Annotated in this window: 14 protein-coding genes and 1 pseudogene; 6 read left to right on the plus strand and 9 right to left on the minus strand. The window is 46.3% G+C overall.

All coding sequences use genetic code 11. From position 1 onward, the window contains the following. Positions 1 to 29: 29 nt before the first annotated feature. Positions 30 to 1,751, plus strand: a complete 1,722-nt coding sequence (locus ABE528_RS10550; RefSeq protein WP_346652886.1) for an AAA family ATPase — start codon at positions 30 to 32, stop codon at positions 1,749 to 1,751. A 2-nt stretch (positions 1,752 to 1,753) separates the two neighbouring features. Beyond that, positions 1,754 to 2,665, plus strand: coding sequence for a hypothetical protein (locus ABE528_RS10555; protein WP_346652887.1), 912 nt, complete (start codon positions 1,754 to 1,756; stop codon positions 2,663 to 2,665). 110 nt (positions 2,666 to 2,775) lie between these two features. On the opposite strand, the gene ABE528_RS10560 is transcribed toward ABE528_RS10555, so the two are convergent. The 3 genes from ABE528_RS10560 to ABE528_RS10570 form a co-directional block, all read right to left on the minus strand. Beyond that, positions 2,776 to 3,705, minus strand: coding sequence for a hypothetical protein (locus ABE528_RS10560; protein ID WP_346652888.1), 930 nt, complete (start codon positions 3,703 to 3,705; stop codon positions 2,776 to 2,778). 203 nt (positions 3,706 to 3,908) lie between these two features. Continuing rightward, on the minus strand, positions 3,909 to 4,190 hold the full coding sequence (locus tag ABE528_RS10565; RefSeq protein WP_346652889.1) for a hypothetical protein: 282 nt from the start codon (positions 4,188 to 4,190) through the stop codon (positions 3,909 to 3,911). A gap of 476 nt (positions 4,191 to 4,666) precedes the next feature. Further along, positions 4,667 to 5,590: a hypothetical protein gene (locus ABE528_RS10570; protein WP_346652890.1), complete on the minus strand. Its 924-nt coding sequence runs from the start codon at positions 5,588 to 5,590 to the stop codon at positions 4,667 to 4,669. A 103-nt stretch (positions 5,591 to 5,693) separates the two neighbouring features. On the opposite strand from ABE528_RS10570, the pseudogene ABE528_RS10575 reads away from it, so the two are divergent. Next, positions 5,694 to 6,008 (plus strand): annotated as a pseudogene (locus ABE528_RS10575) (IS5/IS1182 family transposase); the annotation flags it as partial. Positions 6,009 to 6,189: 181 nt separating this feature from the next. After that, entirely contained in the window at positions 6,190 to 7,689 is a 1,500-nt protein-coding gene (locus tag ABE528_RS10580) for a hypothetical protein (RefSeq protein WP_346652891.1), read from the plus strand. An 11-nt stretch (positions 7,690 to 7,700) separates the two neighbouring features. Here the strand turns inward: ABE528_RS10580 and ABE528_RS10585 are convergent, their stop codons facing one another. Both ABE528_RS10585 and ABE528_RS10590 read right to left on the minus strand, forming a co-directional pair. Then, complete coding sequence (locus ABE528_RS10585) at positions 7,701 to 7,982, minus strand: HigA family addiction module antitoxin (RefSeq protein ID WP_346652892.1); 282 nt, start codon at positions 7,980 to 7,982, stop codon at positions 7,701 to 7,703. A 75-nt stretch (positions 7,983 to 8,057) separates the two neighbouring features. Beyond that, positions 8,058 to 8,537 (minus strand): hypothetical protein, encoded by a 480-nt coding sequence (locus tag ABE528_RS10590; protein ID WP_346652893.1) that lies wholly within the window; start codon positions 8,535 to 8,537, stop codon positions 8,058 to 8,060. Between the two features lie 79 nt (positions 8,538 to 8,616). Here ABE528_RS10590 and drt3a point away from each other — a divergent pair, with 79 nt between their 5' ends. Both drt3a and drt3b read left to right on the plus strand, forming a co-directional pair. Further along, positions 8,617 to 9,885 carry an antiviral reverse transcriptase Drt3a gene (gene drt3a, locus ABE528_RS10595; protein ID WP_346652894.1) on the plus strand — a complete coding sequence of 423 codons (1,269 nt, stop codon included), beginning with the start codon at positions 8,617 to 8,619 and terminating at the stop codon, positions 9,883 to 9,885. Beyond that, a complete protein-coding gene (gene drt3b / locus ABE528_RS10600) occupies positions 9,878 to 11,839 on the plus strand; it encodes an antiviral reverse transcriptase Drt3b (protein WP_346652895.1) in 1,962 nt (653 codons plus the stop codon). Before drt3a ends, drt3b begins: the two co-directional genes overlap by 8 nt. A gap of 231 nt (positions 11,840 to 12,070) precedes the next feature. Here the strand turns inward: drt3b and ABE528_RS10605 are convergent, their stop codons facing one another. From ABE528_RS10605 to ABE528_RS10620, 4 genes are read right to left on the minus strand one after another with little or no spacing between them, the layout of a single operon-like run. Beyond that, positions 12,071 to 12,493, minus strand: coding sequence for a hypothetical protein (locus tag ABE528_RS10605; RefSeq protein ID WP_319901043.1), 423 nt, complete (start codon positions 12,491 to 12,493; stop codon positions 12,071 to 12,073). Positions 12,494 to 12,501: 8 nt separating this feature from the next. Continuing rightward, positions 12,502 to 13,980: a hypothetical protein gene (locus ABE528_RS10610; protein WP_346652896.1), complete on the minus strand. Its 1,479-nt coding sequence runs from the start codon at positions 13,978 to 13,980 to the stop codon at positions 12,502 to 12,504. Then, positions 13,932 to 14,615 (minus strand): hypothetical protein, encoded by a 684-nt coding sequence (locus tag ABE528_RS10615; protein WP_346652897.1) that lies wholly within the window; start codon positions 14,613 to 14,615, stop codon positions 13,932 to 13,934. Before ABE528_RS10615 ends, ABE528_RS10610 begins: the two co-directional genes overlap by 49 nt. Further along, positions 14,602 to 16,122 (minus strand): tyrosine-type recombinase/integrase, encoded by a 1,521-nt coding sequence (locus ABE528_RS10620; protein ID WP_346652898.1) that lies wholly within the window; start codon positions 16,120 to 16,122, stop codon positions 14,602 to 14,604. Before ABE528_RS10620 ends, ABE528_RS10615 begins: the two co-directional genes overlap by 14 nt. Between the last annotated feature and the right edge of the window lie 9 nt (positions 16,123 to 16,131).

Consider the following 16,131-nt stretch of genomic DNA (forward strand, 5'->3'; position numbering starts at 1 on the left):
TCGAAGAGACAAGAGGGAGTGGAGCTAAGGTGGATGCTTTGAAAGAGCTCTTGCTGGTAAAGTGCGCACAACACAACTTTGCCGATTATAGAGCCTGCGAATCAAGTGAGACCTCTGTTCTTCAACTGCTTCTGTTCCATTCGGGTAAAATAAATTGCTCTCGTTCACTGGGTTCGACCGGGCTTGGCTCTGTTCGACAGGTGGTATGGGGAAGGATTTTAACTATATGCAAACGCTTTGCTGGGGCTAAAATGGTCATCTCGTCAATTGTGGTCGAAGATCGCACAATAAAACTAAATCAAACTGGCGTTGGTATCCCGAATATATTTGACGTTGATTCCGTGTCGCTTGTCATCGGGGTTAATGGTTCCGGCAAAACTTTTCTGTTGAATAGAATTCTAGATAAATTTACGCTCAAGGCGAAGGTTGATCGCTATTCATGCGAGATTTTTATGGATGCAGGCCGAGTAATGAGCTTTCAAGAGATGAGGGAGGCATGGGGCGCTATCTATTATTCTCCTATTCCCTATGGCCGGCGTTTACATAAGAGCAAAAACTTTATCGACGCTTCGCCAAACTGGGCAAGACCGCTATCGGTTTTCGAAATGCGCGCTTATGAGGATGTTTTACGCGATTTCGATATTTCCCCGCAGCTGTATGTTCAGAAAAATGTAGACGTACGTAAGGTCTGTAGAACAATCGTCGAAACGCTTATCGTGCAGCCGTTTCCCAGGACTGTTATTGACAGTGAACACCTGAGAAATGTGACCTTACCTCTTCTTGAATTTCTTCAGAAATCACAAGCCTCGACATCAAGCGGCTCATTGACTCCGGACCAGCGCGTTGAAAATGAAAGAAGAGAAAAGCAATTTATCGAAAAAGCGGCGATGAATGTTCATCGTCTAATTCGAGATCATCTTAATAGTGACGTCGAGTCATTTTGCGTATTTGCTGTACTTGAGAAGTATATCTCTCGGGGGAATAGAGTTCCGCAAGTGATTGAATCGGTTATGCATGCTTTGCTGCGCCGTAGCGACGGGGAACGTGATCATGAGCCATCACAATTCGCTCTGCGAGCGTTAGACGACATTCATAACTCACTGGAATTCCTAAAGGGGCGCGATGCTAAAGTTAAGTTAGGAAGTCGTGCCTCTCTTGAAGCAAAACTTCATTTGAACGAAAAGGCTCCCCTTTCGAAATCGGGTGTCGACCATATTTTTGAAGTTGGCTTCAGGAATATGAGCTCTGGCCAGCTGGCAATAATTACGCAGTTGTCATGTATCTTTGAGGCTGTCAAGGAGCTCCATGAGAGGGGTTTAAGGAGAGTTTTGATCTTGATTGATGAGGGAGATGCATTTCTCCATTTGGAGTGGCAGCGGAAATATATCAGCCACCTCAACAGGATGCTTTCTATGCTCAAAGATGAGTATGGGCTCGCTGCACTCCAGGTGATCTTGGCGACTCACTCTCCGCTTTTGGCTACAGATGTCCCAAAGGAGTTTGTTTGCAGGATGGAGGCGAATCATGGTGACGAGACTTCAAGCGCATTTGCCGCGCCACTGCATGAGCTAATAAATCAATCGTTTGGGGCGAAAACAGTGGGTGAGTTTGCTTCTAGAAGAATCAATGAAGTCGTCAGCAATGCCTCCCAGGGTGTGCGGTCTGAACTCGCTGATTTCATAGTCTCAAGCATTGATAATCCGATAATCAAGGCGGAGGTACTGCGGCGCGTCAAAGGTGAGGCACGCTGAATATGATTTCGTCTATTGTTCGTAACTGGTGCGAGGCGGAAGGTGAACATGGAATTTTTCTTAGCAAACTGATGCAGAAATATTTCCTGGCTGTCGAAGGGTTCGTGGGACCAAAATCAGTGGAACACATGGCCGCTTATCACTTTATTCAGGAGGTAGAGAAGCTTGTCCTCTCGCACGAACTGAATGATATTCTGCTCAGTATTGATATCTTCAACAAATATAGGGATAGGATGGGTGCATCTAATGGCCAGTTTGTTGCGGAAATTGGACGTGTTTTTAACTATAAGCGCTTCACGGCGAAGACATCCAAATGGAACGCTTATGCCTTGTGCAGGAAATCTAAGGCACGGATCTGCCCCTATTGTAACCACGCTTACGCATTCACGCTCCAAAGTGAAAATGGCGATTTTCGACCAACGCTCGATCATTTTTACTTCAAGGATGAGTATCCCCACCTGGCGCTGACGCTCTACAATTTGGTTCCAAGTTGCGCGTCCTGCAACTCAAGCCTTAAGGGTGAAGTTGATTTTTATGCGGAACCTCACTTGAATCCTCTGGTTGATGCCGAAAACATTCAATTTTATCTTGCTGCCGGTGACGACCCCTCTGTTCTCGTAGATGCCATTCAATCCAAGAGCGCCGAAGTTCAAGTTAAAGCAAAGGCTATACGAAATTGCTCCAAAACAGAGAGCTCGCTCAATACGTTTGTGATCAATGAGCGGTATGACATGTTGAGCCTAGAGGCAATTGATTTTTATTTGGCGAAGATGCAATATGAAGAAGCAGTCTCTAACACTCAATTTGATTTTGAATTCAGTGAGATTATTTCGCTGAGATTTGATCGAAGCAAGCACTCTCAATATCTTCTGGGCAAAATGTTTGCCGACATTTACGATTCTTTCAGTGGCTGACATTGGGCAAAGGAAGGGCCAACCACAAGCAACCATTGCGTTGGCCGCAAAATTCGAGGGCGATTAACCTTAGGCCAATTCTCAGTTTTGAATTAAGCGGGCTTCGGCTTTTATTCGGGACTTAACACCTCTTGATGACAATACCCCGGATGACATCTCTCATAGTGCGTGGCCTCTAGCGCCACTACTTCTCCACAAGCCTCGCATGAGTAAATTAGATCGTCCTCATCGCATTTCAGGCACTTGCCTTTAAGTGTTCTATCCGGCTGGCTCTCAATGTTAAGTTTATCATAAATTATCGAATTTTTAGACTCGCATCTGGAGCAATCGGAAAAACCTACGTGGTGATAGTATTGATTACATGAGAAGCAGTGTTCATTTCCGTAGTCACTTGCCGCAAGGGATTCATTGCCGCAATAGAGGCATTTGTAAACATCGCTGGAAAAATCTTTGGCTCTAAATTTCATCTCCATAGCATATGGAGAAAACTTTATTAGCTTACGGAAGTCTTCTGCGTTGAGGTAATTTTCAATTGCTTCAGATGGGCGGCTTTCTTCTTTCGTCAAAATTGGGATAACAAGATAAACCAAGAAGTAAACCAGCTCATACTTTAAATCGTACAAATCACCCGTTTGAAACTCAAAGTTTAAATGCACAAGCTTGTTGCGCTTTTTTTGAAAATCTTGGACGAGATCAGAGTCATCTGCTCTCAGATAAAGTTTTTTGCTTGAGGCATATTCTGCTAGCGAGTTAAACGACTTGGTGCTCAATTCGTTGTTGGTAAATTTCTCCAGTAATTGCTCTTCGGTAAGGTTTCCATCGCGGGAGTTAACCACTGCATGAATGCCTTCGCACTCGATTAGATAGGCGATGAGGGCTAACTCGAACGCCGTCTGGATGAAAACGGTAGCAACTACTGCAACCTCCTCCGAAAGCCCGTTATCACTAGAGTCGTCATGCGAAACTAGCTGGTTGATAGCCTTTCGAAGAAAAATCCATGCGTTTTTTCGTACTTTTTTTTCAATCATTTCTTTGCCCATTTTTAATCTATTGATTTAGATTCTGCGCAAGTGGTGTGCCACTCGTCAGCTTGTCGAGGTAGTAGACTATCTTCTCAGCAGGAATGAAGTTGAGCAGACCTTCGATGTCGCTCGCGAGTGTAACCATCCCTGCGAATTCCCACTCGTCATTTGTCTCCACCATAACAAACGACCCGCTCATTTCGCGAAATTTGTGAGGCCGTTTACCAAAAACTTTCAACCTTATGAGCCCAGGCAATGAAGGATCCGTCAGCTTCGATGCCTTTCACTTGGCAGTCGATTTTCTCATGCACGAAATCGGTTTTCAGCACCTTCAAATGCACGGACAGGGCAGGCAGATACAAAATCAGCCACGAAATGAAGTCCTTGGTATCTTGGTGTTCTAAAAACTCCGCTCTTTTCATCTCGTATGTCCTGAAATGCTCTGCTGACAAGCTAGCAAAAAACCTGCACGCTCGTCGATCCGCAAGCTCAGCACGCAGCATGCTCCCGGCCTGAAAGTCCGCAGGGAGCACATTCTCGCGGCTATGCTTCCTAGTCTTCAAGCTGGTGGAGGGTTAGCAACGTATGACGCGAATATGGTGTGTTTCGCTCTTAATGGATGGAAAATCTGTAGATGCAGTCGTGCCGAAGGATGATTTCCACTCAATAATTACGTTTTCAAGTGGTACAGATTATGAGGACGAACAAAAAAACCATTGAAATCAGCTGGTTGCCAGAGAGGGCGCCATTCCATTCATTAAGTGACGGTCACAACAGCAGTTGCATCTAAACTGGCTCGCGCTTAATACGTAATTCAACAAGTGGGCGATTTCAAATGTTCATAAGCCGCTCGCGGGCCCTCCAACATAGGCTTATCTGCTCTCGAAGTGATGCGGCTGTTCATTGATTGGTGTTCATAGACTGTATCCAAGGCCTGCCAGGATCCTCACTCAATTATAACCGAATGAAGATTGCAGTGTCAGTCCTCTGCCGGATAAGCAAATCGCTCTGCAGTCGAAATGATCTTCATCAGATCAAAAGGAAAACCTTCGTATTGTTCGACAATTCTCTCACGAGGAAATTCATCAAATTTACGCATATGGCCGCCAGTGATTTTCAGATAGATCATTTTATCCGTAATTGATTGGAACGCATCAGTATCAGATAGAAGCCAGGTTTTTAGTGAGATCACTTCGCTTTCAAAAAAGGAAGTTTCGGGAGGTTCTTTCAAGTCACTAATGTCGTGCCCATTGCTCTCGGCCACATCAAGCATGGTCACTCTAAATAAATTACCCAAAAACCGATAAAGCAGATGCGTATGATAGGCAAAATAATTATCCGCATAATTTATGTGGTTGTTATGGATGTTGGTATAATAAGGATTGTGCGCAGTCCGATCTGAAAATTCAATATTGTATGCCTGAAAGCAAATTCTAGGGGTATTGCTATCGTCGACGGTGTGATACGGCATAATCCGTATTCCTCCGTGAGTAATTCTATTCCTGATTTCGTTTATCTCATTGTACCAACGCAAGTCAAAAGGTTTACCATGATGGGAAAACCTCTCCATAAAATGGTTATTCCTAGATTTTTTTTTCGGAACGTCGACCAGCTTGGCTATGATATCAAATGCCATCTCCCAAATAGTGCTTATTTTATAAAAACAATATTCTATATTTTGAACGCTTACGGCTTTTGTATTATCATACCTTTGCAAAAAATCTTTATCAGTCTGTAGCTTATAAAGCAAGCACGAGGAATAAAATAGCTTTTTGAAATGTGTAGAAAAGTTCTTGAAAAGAAAGTCAAGGTCTTCGTCTACCATGTGCTGATGATAGGTGTGGATATAAAGGCCGAGATCATACAAAGGGTCTGGAATTCTTTTTGCATCAGGATCTAACATGCATTCCTCCTTGAAAAGTGCACAAGGCAATTGTTTATTTTATGTGCCAACGACGGTCGCATGATAACTTAGAAGATCTCAGGTTAGCAAATAATTCTCGCCAAATCTGCAGGCAATTGGGCTTCTTGTGCACAGCACGGGTTTCAACGCGGCTGACATGACGGAAGTTGCACAATTGCTGCATGACGCAGAGGACACCCCCTGTTCTGATTGACTAACCGGTGTTCCACAACGCAGCTCTAACAAGCACCTGGGCAAACTTAGCGCGCTTTACAAAGCCAAGCAGAAGATCGAAAAGGTCAAGGCTCAAGTGCGCGCGAAGGTAAAGTACGCGCGACTAACGACGCTACTCGCTCTGTCGAAGCAGTGGATGGCGTATCGGCAGTTAATGAGCGCTGTGGGAGAGGTGGGCCTGTAGCTGGTAAGAATCAAGGTGAACCTGATTTTAATCCGATTAGCGACTGAAAAAACACCCTTGCGCCGACGCTAGGCGGCTCGTTGCGCGCCTACACTCTCATCAACAGAGTAGTGGCGTTTTGCAATAATCAATACAGTGCTGTTACTATGTGTAGAATCGCCATCGTATTGATGGTTGACTAATGCCAACTAACAATACTGACATCATCGCGGTTAGGTTTTCATTTTCATCAGTGGTGCAGTTTATCGTTATCTGTATGGAAGAAATTGGAATGAGTTTCGACTTACTGTTTGCACCAGAAGGTTATAGTACCGAAGTGGCTCTGATTGTCGCGCCATATGTGGATCAGAAATTCATGGATAAGTTAGTGGCAAAGATGAGACCCAAAAGGCTGTGCCTTTTAGTCGATGACGGTATACGTCCGGAAGACCTGCAAGCGATTCATGGTCAGCGTCGCAGATGTGTAGAGCTAGAGGTCCGGCTTGCCCGAGCTAGAGGGTTGATGCATATGAAGGCTTTTTATTTTGAATTTGTTCGAGAAGGTACGCCTAAACGCAGAAAGCGCCGGCTTCTGTTCGGCTCTGCAAATGCCACGCATGCAGCCTTTCAAGGAAAACGTAATGCCGAGCTTATCGCAGAAGTAGATCTCGCGATAATTGAGGACTCCGATGTTGCCGATTATTTTTCTGCCATTCTGTCAACCTTTGACAAGCAGGACGCAAGTGTAGTCGAGTGTGCCATGGTGGAACTCAGCAGAATGCCAACTCTTTACCTCCCTAAGTTTACAAGTGTGATACCTGAGGAAGCGCCTTCAGGTTTTGACGCGTGGCTGCAAAGAGGAGTATTGGCTGCCCAGTACCGAAACGCACCTCAATTCGCGACGCTCAACATACAGCTTAAAAAGGCACTACCTCAAGATTTGGTGGCCAGAATTTTTGCTAATCGCAGCTTTACTGAAAAAGGTGAGCGCAATATCGTACGTTATGGCTATTTAAACGGCTCCGAAGATCCGGCTCTGGATGGCAGCGATCTTGAAATCCCTCGTTGGAAGTCTCGCTACGGCGTTTGGACTCATCTGGGTGATTGGATTTCGTACGAGTGCTACCGAAGTCACCGAATAAGTATGAAATCGAAAGCCTCGTCAGCCCGGAACGCAAAGGTCTCTCGGCTTCTTGGGCAAGGCCGCGATGCGATCTGGCGAGAAGAGAGGATCGCTGCGCTGCTGAGTGCGTTAGAACAGGTCTGGTCGGACCTCGTTGCCGCTGATGTGCGGCCGGAACTTTACCTTGAGGGCCTGAACGGTAAATTGAATCCAGGTATCTACCGAGATCGTTTCATCCAAAAGCTTGAACAAGACCTCCACCTTGCGCAGGACTCAGATTTCAGGAACAGGTACGTTAACGGTTACGAGTTTCCAGATATGCCACGTTTCAGGCAAGACACTGCGGCGTGGGAAAGCTTCGTTCGCTCCTGGTGTGAATCAATAGCCGTGGAGGCTGCAAAAAATCGGACACCGTCTCTTGTCGCCAGGCGAGTTCGTGACGTCCTCGAAGAGAAGGGGCTTTCGCTGGCTGAGCTGGAATACGGTAGCATTGCCAGTTTCCTGCGAAAGCACTGGGCTACTGAGTGGGAAGGCGAGGATTTGACATTGGGCGAATGGGTTATTGGTTACCATGATTAAAGGAAGTACCGTCATGGGACCAAGCGTTCGACGACTGGCAGCGTGCGATGCTGCGCTTGCCAGAGATCGAAAGCCATCTGCATAGCGAGCCAGTTATGGGCCATACCGATTCCTGCGAGTTCTAAGCGCACAGCCAAATCAGCATTAAGTGGCGCACGGGCCTGTAATACATCTAGCAGAATGTGCGCAGGAAAGCTCAGATGAGCAGCTAAATCATTGCCGCTGATGCCTAGAGCAGGAAGGGCGTCCTCGGCGAGCAGTGCGCCGGGATGCGAGGGGTTGTGCATACTCATGAGGTCGCTCCTGCAGGTTCACATGCAGCAATATACGCTTTTCGGGGGTCTAGGGCGATCCTGCCCACAACCCATCTAGCGGCTCAATCCTGAGCCTAGTGCATGTGCGATGGCCTCAACAGAGCCCACCCAGTGCTCCCCATTTTCGTATGATACGAAACCTAATCGTTTGGCGAACGCAGAGGATTGCCAATTAGCAGACTCGATTGCTATAAAGCGATATCCAAGCTTGGGCGCCAACGCAAGAAACAGCTCCACCAAAGCCTGACCATGACCTACACGCTTCTCTTTAAAGCCGATCCGCGCCATCACTAGGCACTCTCGCGACCAGAATGCATAAGGTTGGTTGAACATACGAACGTAGATGTCGTATTTCGTGGTGCGTGCTGAGACAGTTGTGAGCGATCGCCATAAGTGCTGATGGACGAATCTCGGTTTGTAGGCAAATCTATCTACGAAGAATTCCGCCAAGTGGGGCAATAGCTCTTCACAGCGCTGCTCGGCGAAGGCTTGCCATTGATCATCGCTGAAATCAGCGGTTGGTAGGTAGGACATGGGTCGAACCCTGGCACTTGGAGTGGAAAATCTAGTATAGCTGCCAGGGTGATACGCTGGAAAATCTAAGGATCTAGGTATGTATGACCAAAGCTTTACGTTCAGAACGATCAGTCACGAGCTGCGCAAAAGCGATTTTATCAAGAAACCCAGGCTTAGAGCAGCGGCAGTTAAAGAGCAAGAGCTCAATAGAGCGATCGAGAAGGCAAACAGTCATTGGGATATAAGTGGCTGCCTCCTCGAATCATTACTGAAGGGGAAGAGTGTTTTTAGGTCGGCAGAGTTCAGTGATGAACTGTTAATACGAAAAATAAATAGCAACCTCAGCAAGAGTTTCGGTGCTGCCAATGATAGTAGGGATAGTGTAATTGCAAATCTACGAGAGCTACTCAGCGAGGGCGTTGAGTATCGCATCTATCGATTAGATATAAAAAGTTTTTACGAGTCAATCAATCATTCAATTATTAAACATCACCTAGATTGCTCACAGCTTATTAGCCAGCCAACCAAGAGGTTTGTTTTTGGATTTTTAGATGAGCACATTAAGCGAGGGTGTAGCGGCGTGCCGAGAGGTTTATCCTTGAGCGCCACGCTGGCAAATATCGTCATGAGTGAGTTCGACAAAAAGATAAAACAACATGGAAATGTTTTTTATTATGGTCGATATGTGGATGATATCATAATTATAACTGACAGAAAGGAGGTGATTCATAAGTTTGTAAAATTTGTTCGCCTGGCGCTTCCGGTTGGCCTAACGCTCAACAACAAAAAACAGAAAGTCTGCGAAACTTTAGGAGACGTCAAGCCGCACAAGGCGGGCGTAACGCCTACAAAAGAGCTAGAGTTCGAATATTTAGGCTATAGGTTTATAGTTACATCCCCTCAAATGATAAATGGCATGAGGCCTGGACAGCATCACCGTAATGTTCGGCTGGATATAGCTAAGTCGAAAGTAAATAAAACGAAAACCAGGATTGCGAAATCATTTCTAGCTTATAATTCAGATAGAAATTTCGAATTACTGCTGGCTAGGCTGAAATTCTTAAGCAGTAATTATAGCGTGATGGATGCTGATAGAGATAGAAAGCGGATGGCTGGGATTTTCTATAATTACCATCGCGTAAATGCTCAAGAGTCGGAAAGCCTTAAAGATCTTGATGAGTATTTGGTAAAAGTTGCATCTTCAGGCTGGGGGAGCATATCAAGTAAGCTGCACTCAACCACTACTGTATCCCAGAGAAGAGAGGTATTGCGCATAAGTTTCGTGAGGGGATTTGTAGAAAAAATATTTTTACATTTCTCGCACAGCAAAATGAGTGAAATCCAAAGGTGCTGGAAGTATGTCTGAGAGTAGCGGAAGAAGAAAGGTTCGCCGAGCTGACTATGATAGAGTTTTAATTACGGAAACTATACCTTACGAAACGCCCATCATGTATTCCAATGATGGGCTTTATAGGAATGTTGGCGTACAAAGTGACTGTAATATATTTAAATTCATAGTTGAGTGTCTCATCAAGGGTGATAAAAGAACAAAAAAATACAGCATCCCTTATACATATAAAATCAAGAAAAACTCCACAGAATTCAGGTCTCTATCAATAATTCATCCGATCTCGCAATGGGAAATAAGAGGATTTTACCAAAGATACGAGCGTTTGATTTGCCACTATACCAGTCAAAGCAATTTTTCGATCAGATCCCCAAAAAGTGTTGCTTCTGCATTCTATTATAAGAACTCCTGGGAAAACGTTAGTAAATTTAAGCGGGGAGGAGTCAGCGAGGCGGAAAGTGATGAGCTTGTAAAGCACTCTTCGTCTTTCTATGCCTACAGAGGTTATGACCGACTATACAAGTTTTACAACTCTTCGGAATTCATGCGTCTTGAGACTCGATTTCCTCACTTCTGGACTCTTGATGTATCGAAGTGTTTCGATAGCATTTATACTCATTCTATAGCATGGGCAACAAAATCCAAAGAGCACGTTAAAGATAAGGTAAGCGTAAGCTCAACATTTGGGCAGTCTTTTGATGGACTGATGCAGAAGTCTAATTATAATGAAACCAACGGCATCCTAATAGGGCCGGAAGTAAGTAGAATATTTGCAGAGATTATCTTTCAAGACATAGATGTGCAGGTGGAAGCTCACCTGAGGAATAGTGGCAAGGTATTTGAAGAAGACTACAGCATTAAAAGATATGTTGATGATATCTTTATTTTTGCTCAAGACGTGGCCACTGCTCATTTAGTATCTGAGGTTTATACAGATCGCCTGAGGTCATATAATCTTCACTCAAACGCATCTAAGTCGTTGCGATACACAAGGCCGTTCTATTCTTCAAAATCTAGAGTTGTTAGAGAGATTGATGCTGCTGTAAACATCTTTTCCGAGAGATTTCTTGAGGGAGAGGACGGAAATCAGAAGCTTATACCGAAAAAAATCTACAGGAAGTTCAAGTTAGCGCAAAGCTTTGTCGACTCTGTTAAGTCGGTCTGCACGGAAAGTGGAACTACCTATGACTCTGTTTCATCTTACATAATTTCTGCACTATTCGAAAGGACAAAAAGGCTTATCAATTCAGATGTTGCGCAGGTGCGAGATATTGGTGTGCAGATGTATGTTGATGCACTAGAGGTAATTATAGAGTCATGCTATTTCTTCTATTCGGTTGCGCCATCAGTCAGCTCATCTTATAAGCTGGCTGCGTCAGTGGTCCTGATTGCTAGATTTACAGAGTCTCACCTTAAAGAAAGCGAACACACAATAAAGCAGCGTCTCTATCAGATGACCCTGGATTTACTAACAGGAGACTTAGCTAAGTACGAGACTGCCGTTGATAAATTCGTTTACCTTGAAGCTCTAAATATTGTATTGGCAATCAGTGAGCTTGGGCAAGACTATTGGCTCCCACCAGATGTCTTGTGGCGACTTTTAAAATCCTCATGCTCCTATCATGATCTAATGTCTTGTCTCTTTTATATAAAAGATCAAGAAGTTTATGCTGATTTGCGCGCGACGATAGTGGCTGATATCGACAAACGCCTTGGGGATCTGAGAAATATACAAGTTGAAGCCGAGCAAGCGAGCCTGTGGTTAGATGCAATAGCGTGCCCATTCATTCCTGTGGTACGCAGACTAAAATGGGTAAGGCGCCTGTATCGAGCTGTTAACATCACAGCACCACCTAGAACTGTGATCAATCGATTCCTTGCTGGGACGGAAAATAGGTATTGGTTTACTAACTGGCACGAGGTTGATCTTTTGAATGCGCTGGAGCGAAAAGAGTTGAAGCAAGTATATTGATGTGGTAATGTTCGTTTTGGGAAGTGGTCAAGATACTCTCCACGGCTCTGAAGCTTGCTGATGAGCCGATTACCTTTCACAAAGGGTGCGATGCTCCGTAAAGGATGTCATTTCATATATTGTTTAAGGAGCAACTGGCTATTGCTGGAAGCACACACTCATGAGGTGAGACCATTTTCCGCCTTTAAAGTTTCTGCCCATTAATTGTCTGCGCACTAGCGGGTCGAAAGACTACTGTTTTAAATGACCAATAATTGATTTTTTTTCTCGCAGGGACGCCATCACGTCCTCTAAATCCAAGCCCTTCAATAAGCACCTTTGTGCAATAACAGTCAGCGCCTCGTAAAGACTATCACGCTCCTTGATTAAAGCGGCGTTTTTCGTCTGCAGTTGAGCAATCCGCTCTTCAAAGCTCCGCCGCTTCCGGGCCCCGTCTGGATCTCTTCCGCTTTCCTTTAATTGTGCAATACGGGCGGACTCAATCCGTTTACCCCGATCACCTACAAGCGTCGCACGGCTTGTCAGACCTAAACGACGCTGCACTTCGGGGCGTGAGATCGGCGCGACCTCAAACCCCAAACTGATCATTTGGGCGAGCAGAGTGTCAATTGCTTCGTCCAACACGTCGCCTCTCAAGGTTTTTCGCTGCGTCATGGTCACCTCTATTCATCTGAAACCGAACTGTGGCGTCTATCTGTGTCAGCAACCGTCATTGGATCCCCATCGGGAAATACGCGTTGCACACCTGCATTGGTGTCGCGTGCGAGGACGGATTTTAAATTGTTGAGTTTGTCCTCCTGGTCCGCCAGCCATACATCGCTGCCTGCCTCTCCGGCGCCGGCATCGCGCATGATAGTAATTGCGGTCGTAAGACTCTCGGCTTGCTTCTGAAGGTTGGCACGCTCCGTTGGCGTGCCCATAAGATGGAGATGCGAGCAGCCATTCCAACACTGAAGATGCTTAGGGCAGGGGGCTTGCGAGAAATCGTGGATACAACCTCCGAAGGGTGTTACGTGCAGAGCCGTGGCATGTACGCTGAGGAATGCTTCGGCACTTGTGATACCTTTATCTAAGAGTAATGCATGGTAACTGTCAGTAACGGCGCCATGAATGCGCTTATCTCTTATACCGGAATGTAGGAAGTCAATACGCTCGTGATGACTGCGGAACGTCAAGAAGTCATGATGGGCAGCGGTGTTTTCTTCAATGGTTGAGTGTTGATAATAGACATTCTGGTCGAGACGTTTTCGGCCCAGGGCCAGCGCTTGCTGGACATTACTCAGGCCGGTTAGATGATAAATAGTGTTCCTCCAATGCCGAAGCTGATGACTTGTAAGCCTAATTGGAGAGCCATCCGATTCGGCTAATAACCGACGCGAGAAAATAGATGCATATCTTTCATTGTCGCCTAACGCATGATTGATATCCGTAATAGTGACTTTACGCGGGACCGCACGAAACACATTTGCCTCGCGCCCACTAAAACGAAATTGTCCGTCGAAAGCGATGGCAAGAGTCTCGCTGGTTCTAAGTATTACATGAGCTTCTCCGCCGACATTTTCTACAAGTGCTGCGTGTCCTCGGAGCTTTGGGAGGATCAGCTTTTCTATTTCACCTGCTACGTAGCGTCGCCTCAGCGACCTACCACGCTTCTCAACCGGTTCCTCATCGAACGGATAGATGCCATTGCGCGTGAGAAAAAGGTACAGGTTTCTACTTGCACTCTTGGCTTCGCTAAAACCTAGCCAATCCAAAACCACTGCATCGGAGATCACTGACTGAGGAGGATAGCTCCAAATCCGTCCCGGGTGGATTTCTTGCCAAGAGGCAACATTTCGCTGATCTTCGGTTAGCGTTTTTAACCGTTCCACTGCTCGCTTGGCTAAAGGAATATCACTTTCAGCCAGCCAATGAACACGGGATTGAAATTGCTTTTCCGCAAAGTACCTAATCCCACATTCAACCAGAGGCTCCCCATAGGCATCTAACACCACTTCTCCTGTCGTCCCTTTGATCGGCCTTTCGACCCAGCAATCATAGGGAATGACTGCTACTTCGTTCCCTCGCTGCCCAGTTGCAATCAGTAGATCGATCACACGTAACAAAATCTCTTCGCCTTCACTGATCGGTTTTTCGAACATATGGCATAGGCTTCCATTGCCTCACGCGAGGGTAAGCGCTCATCAGATTTACGCTGTCTTACTGCACGATCAGGATCGTGCAACGATATATAGCCGTGGCGACGCTTTTCTGGTTTTGCATCATGCTCAAAGTGGATGGCGATCTCGGTTAATTGTAACCTGTCAATCGTATCTGCTATCACCTGAAGGTGGGAGATCGCGTCGTAAAGGTTCTTGTAATCACTGTCACGGAGAAATCTTACGACGCGATCGAAATCACCTCGCGTTAAGTGCGTGGGGTCGGATGCACCGCGTTCAAACAAAGGGTTAAAAAGACGTCGAACCGCAATGTTGTATGCAGCCACCATCGAAAATTTTAAATTTCGGGTGCGCTGTAAATACACAATTAAGGCTTTGCTAAAACTTTGGAAAGTGAAGGGGAGTGGCCCCTTAGGTGGCGCAGGATAGCCTGTCTTCTCGAGGGCTTGCCGATGCGTTTCGAAGGTAAGAGCATGTTGGTTTTCCCGTTGTGGTAACCAACTTCCGACGTCCCACACCGGTGACGCCCACGGTGTCGAAATTGGCAACGACTGAAAAATCGCTTGTTCCTGATTGATAAAGCTTTCAAGAGTCTGCCTTGCCCTAGACGGCGTCATCTTTGGCATCCTCCATATGCTGCCGACAGCGCTCGATCGTTGCGCTGACTGCCAGGATGGTTGTCTGGTGCTGGGCGAGAGGCCGGTTGTGAATGAGGTCTCCGGCTTGTTCTGCCATGTCTATGAAACGTTGCGCTTCACGTTGCAGTGCCTCTTTCACCTGCTCATGGCGGCCGTCAGCAAAGGGGTGAAATTTCTTGCAGGTGTAGCAGGCGTAGACGGGATTATAGGGACAGTGCGTATGAGCTGGCAGGGCACAGGCACCGATGTCCCCGATATACTGTGTATCAATCACGCCACGGATCGCTCTTTCATCAGCAGTATTGCGGCGCTGCACGACTTCCCCCGTCAGGAGACTGCGCATAATGCGCTGATAGGAAGGGCTTTTACCGAGTGCTTTCTCTTTAATCCGGGCAATGTTGGGGGTTGCGGTTACATACGCACGCGCCGCAACCGTGCTGTTGTGCCCGAGCAGTTCGGCAATCATATCTGCCGGAGTTCCCTGGTCTGCCAAACCTTGCCCGAGGTGATGACGCAACAACATGGTTACCTGGTTCGGCTTGTCTATCCCAGCTTCACGTAGCTCGTGTTTGAGGCCCACAATGATTTCGGTTACAGACAGGCGCCTTCCACCAGGACTGACAAATAATGGTTCACAGTCGTTACCAAATCGGCATTGAATTTCTGAAATGTGCCGTGAGATTTTTTCACCCAACCGCGTGGTTATTTTGCGGGGCCGGCGCTCAGGTCTACGCTGACCGACCTTTTTGGCCATGGGTAACCACAGTGTGTAATACTTTTCATGATAAGCGCTTTCGATGAACTCAAAATCCGCAATGTCAAGCGAATGGAATTGAATCGAGCGCGGGCCCAATTCGAAACTTAAGTGGAGCATCATGTTGAGCTGAGCTTCACTCCAGTCTTTGGTCTGGATATCGCGCTCAATTCGCTGCAGTAGCCGGATCTCTTCATCAAAGGCTAAACCGGACTGGGATAGAAATATACGTTCGTACGGATCAAGGCGGCTCGTCTTGATTTCTTTAAGTGCTAGGTATGTTTCTTTATCAAAGCCCAATATTCCTCGATTAAGGGCCCAGCGATAAAACGCTCTAAAAAAAATAGTGCTCTCGCGGAATTTCGCCCAAGTACTTATGGTCGTGACCACGTCTTGTCGCGTCCAAGGAAACTTGGCTGAGATATCGTTTTCAGCTAGTCGTCCGAACACCCCGGCTGCTTTGAATGCCGTTACAGGTGCATACTTCTCCAGTGCATAGGCCACGAAAGCTTTAGCGATTTGCATGAGGTTCGGATTCAGGCGGAGCGCATCCCAATCTATTTTCATAGCCGTTCCGCCGTCATACCACGTCCAAACGCTCAATCTAGTATCGACGTACTTTGGTTGGTCATTGGTGCGAGTTCGAATGGCAACCTGAGCCGGCCCCTCGAATACGTAAGCCCGCAAAGAGGAGGAGGGTGACGTGTGTTCTTGATCGACTAATTTGGTCACGATGAGCCT

Origin of the sequence: Pseudomonas sp. TWI628 (genome assembly GCF_039673865.1) — a bacterium.
GTDB lineage: Bacteria > Pseudomonadota > Gammaproteobacteria > Pseudomonadales > Pseudomonadaceae > Aquipseudomonas.

Bases quoted from the DNA above. Each gene is read 5' to 3' on its own strand.
- ABE528_RS10555 (WP_346652887.1), top strand. From the start codon at position 1,754: ATGATTTCGTCTATTGTTCGTAACTGGTGCGAGGCGGAAGGTGAACAT.
- ABE528_RS10560 (WP_346652888.1), bottom strand. From the start codon at position 3,705: ATGGGCAAAGAAATGATTGAAAAAAAAGTACGAAAAAACGCATGGATT.
- ABE528_RS10565 (WP_346652889.1), bottom strand. From the start codon at position 4,190: ATGCTGCGTGCTGAGCTTGCGGATCGACGAGCGTGCAGGTTTTTTGCT.
- ABE528_RS10570 (WP_346652890.1), bottom strand. From the start codon at position 5,590: ATGTTAGATCCTGATGCAAAAAGAATTCCAGACCCTTTGTATGATCTC.
- ABE528_RS10580 (WP_346652891.1), top strand. From the start codon at position 6,190: ATGCCAACTAACAATACTGACATCATCGCGGTTAGGTTTTCATTTTCA.
- ABE528_RS10585 (WP_346652892.1), bottom strand. From the start codon at position 7,982: ATGAGTATGCACAACCCCTCGCATCCCGGCGCACTGCTCGCCGAGGAC.
- ABE528_RS10590 (WP_346652893.1), bottom strand. From the start codon at position 8,537: ATGTCCTACCTACCAACCGCTGATTTCAGCGATGATCAATGGCAAGCC.
- drt3a (WP_346652894.1), top strand. From the start codon at position 8,617: ATGTATGACCAAAGCTTTACGTTCAGAACGATCAGTCACGAGCTGCGC.
- drt3b (WP_346652895.1), top strand. From the start codon at position 9,878: ATGTCTGAGAGTAGCGGAAGAAGAAAGGTTCGCCGAGCTGACTATGAT.
- ABE528_RS10605 (WP_319901043.1), bottom strand. From the start codon at position 12,493: ATGACGCAGCGAAAAACCTTGAGAGGCGACGTGTTGGACGAAGCAATT.
- ABE528_RS10610 (WP_346652896.1), bottom strand. From the start codon at position 13,980: ATGTTCGAAAAACCGATCAGTGAAGGCGAAGAGATTTTGTTACGTGTG.
- ABE528_RS10615 (WP_346652897.1), bottom strand. From the start codon at position 14,615: ATGACGCCGTCTAGGGCAAGGCAGACTCTTGAAAGCTTTATCAATCAG.